Genomic DNA, 2618 nt, shown 5'->3' with positions numbered 1-2618 from the left:
GCGCGGTGTCCGTCGAGTACAGACTGAACGGGATAGTAGTCGCCCAGTAATAAAGCCACCGCCCGAAAACGGCGGGGCTCAGTTCTGTATAGAACATCGTGTCAACGGTCCAGAACTTGCCGTTTACGTGCAGAGGGCGATCGATCGTTCCTTTCCGACCAAACAGGACCGACTCGCCGTCGTAAAGATGTGCGGAGGCTGCCGCGAACGGCCCACCAGAACCGATTACCGGGATCTCACCTGCGTCGTCAGCAACGTGCTTATAATCTTGACCGCTTCGAAGCCTGACGAGGTATTGCAGACCGATGGTGGGTGTGTCAGTCATCCGACCGCACCTCTAGGAACATCCGACTCAGTTCTGTCATGAGCTCCTCCACGTCCGCGTCGATCTCTGCCAACGGCCTCGGCTGCTCTGGCACGTAGAAGATCCGAGTGAAGGGGATGTCGGTTCCGTACCTAGCCTTGCCCTCGTCCCATCGAGCACCCGGTTCGTACGGCAGCACCTCACGCGCCATGTGCTCGTCCAGATCTTCACTTAAAGGCACACGTTCAGTGATCTTCCAGCCCGGGACGATGACGGGGTTGCCTTTGCGATCGACGGCGAGCGGGGCGGAGTCATCCTGCACCGCCATTGCCTTCATCGCAGCGTCTATGAAGCCCGCTGTGGCCTTCAATCCAGCCGATTTTGCGGCGAGGGGGAGCGCGGTCGGGAGTTCGTTCCAAGGCGTGCCGTGAAGTGAACGCAGGATTGCGTCATGACCGTCGGTGAAGTCGCGGAGGCCACGCAACGACTCAGCAACTGCGTCGTCGAAATGAGTGCCGAAGCGTGCCTGCTTGTACACAGGCACGTCCCGGAACATGAAGTCTTTCGGTGTCAATACGCGAGATATCGCGGGGTCAGCCTGCTCGAATGCTTTGTAAGCCTCCACCAGGCTATCCCGATGAGCCTTCCCCATTTCGCGACGCTTCTCACCCATCGGCTTCCGTAGCGAGTCCCACTGGCCGGAACCGTCGATGAGCTGGATCTTGCCCTTACGGTCGGGATCCTTATTGGTGTCGAGGACCCAGACATATGTTGCGATGCCGGTGCCGTAAAACATGTTGGTGGGCAAAGCGATAATCGTGTCGATCAGGTCGTCCTCCAGGAGCCACTGGCGGATCGAATTCGGCCCGTTGTCGCTGTTGAACAGCGGCGATTGGTTCGAGACAACAGCGGCGCGGCCACCCTGACCGTTCTTGGCTGCGGGACTGAGCTTCGACGCGCAGTGAGCGAGGAACAACATCTGACCGTCACTGGCACCAGGAAGACCGTGGCTGAAGCGCGATCCGTCAACTTCGGCCTGCTTCCTGACCTCCTTCTCGACTGCCTCCCAGTCCATGCCGAACGGAGGATTGGAGAGCACGTAGTCGAAGGTCTGATCCCCGTATAAGTCCTCGACAAGGGTGTCACCCCGCTTGATCGCATCCGGTCGGCCACCCTGAATAAGCAGGTCGGCCTTGCCGAGGGCAAACGCAGACGCCATTAGCTCCTGCCCATACAACGTGACGTCGATCTTCTCGTTCATCCGCTTGAGCGCGTCCTGCGCGACGAGCAGCATCCCGCCGGAGCCGGCGGTCGGGTCGTAGATGGAGCGCAGCGCGCTCTCACCCGCCAGACCGTCGTCATCGTTGGTGATCAGAATGTCAACCATGAGCTTGATCGCGTCGCGCGGCGTGTAAAAGTTACCTGCGGCCTTCCCCTTCTTGTTGAAGGCCCGGTACATCACGTCCTCGAAGACATCGCCCATGGCCGTGTTGGCAAGTTGGCCTGGTGACAGGTCGAGCTTCGAGAAGTGCTTCACCACGGCCAGAAGGCGGTTGGCGTCAGCGAGCACCTTTACGCGACGGTTGAAGTCAAAAGAAGTCCAGATGTCGGCGATGTTGTTCGAGAATCCGTCGATGTAGCTCTGCAGCGACTTGTCCACGTTGTCGTCAACCGACGCAATCGTGACGAGGTCGAGCGGCGAGACGTTGTAGAAGCTCAACCGGAACTTGTCCTTCACCGCGATGTCAATGAGATGCGGCGGCATGCCTGCGAGCGAAGCGACAAACGCTGTCACCTCCTCCTTCGAGTCGGCAAGCATGCATTCCAGTCGACGAAGCACAGTGAACGGGAGGATGTAGTCGCCGTAGTCCTCCTCGTCGACGATGTTCCGCAGGTACTTGTCAGCCGTGTCCCACACGATGCGTGCGGTGGTCCTGCTGTTCGCTGCCTCAGTCAATGCGTTGCCCTCGATCGGTCCCGGTCCCAATAAGAATGTATCGCGGACGTTACATCAGCACCTTGTATTGCTTCAGCGAAGGTTGCGCAGTAGGTCCACGACGAGCAGCACGAAGGGGTCGCCATCGTATCGACGGGCGCGGAGGAATGCATATGCGAACCTACGGGACGAGTTCGGTGATACGTGCGCTCGGAGCCTCGCATTGGGGGACATCGGGCGGGTACCGCGCGGTGGTTGCTGCCCCTGAGATTTTTCTGGTCGGGCGGGTGTCGCGACAGGGGCTTAAAGCGAGGACTCGTCGCGTAGCCGAGTTTCGTACTTGGGCCTAGGAGGCATCGATGTGACACGTAGATGACA

1 protein-coding gene and 1 pseudogene are annotated in these 2618 nt (G+C 59.4%); both read right to left on the bottom strand.

What is annotated here, in order from left to right:
* A pseudogene (locus RHODMAR_RS26665) lies at positions 1 to 325 on the bottom strand (restriction endonuclease subunit S); the annotation flags it as partial.
* Entirely contained in the window at positions 318 to 2261 is a 1944-nt protein-coding gene (locus RHODMAR_RS26660) for a type I restriction-modification system subunit M (RefSeq protein WP_051048301.1), read from the bottom strand. The gene RHODMAR_RS26660 and the pseudogene RHODMAR_RS26665, both read right to left, overlap by 8 nt.
* Between the last annotated feature and the right edge of the window lie 357 nt (positions 2262 to 2618).

The sequence above is a fragment of the Rhodococcus sp. AW25M09 genome (genome assembly GCF_000333955.1).
GTDB lineage: Bacteria > Actinomycetota > Actinomycetes > Mycobacteriales > Mycobacteriaceae > Rhodococcoides.
Note: the sequence above shows the minus strand (reverse complement) of the source record. Positions and strands in the feature narration are given on the sequence as shown.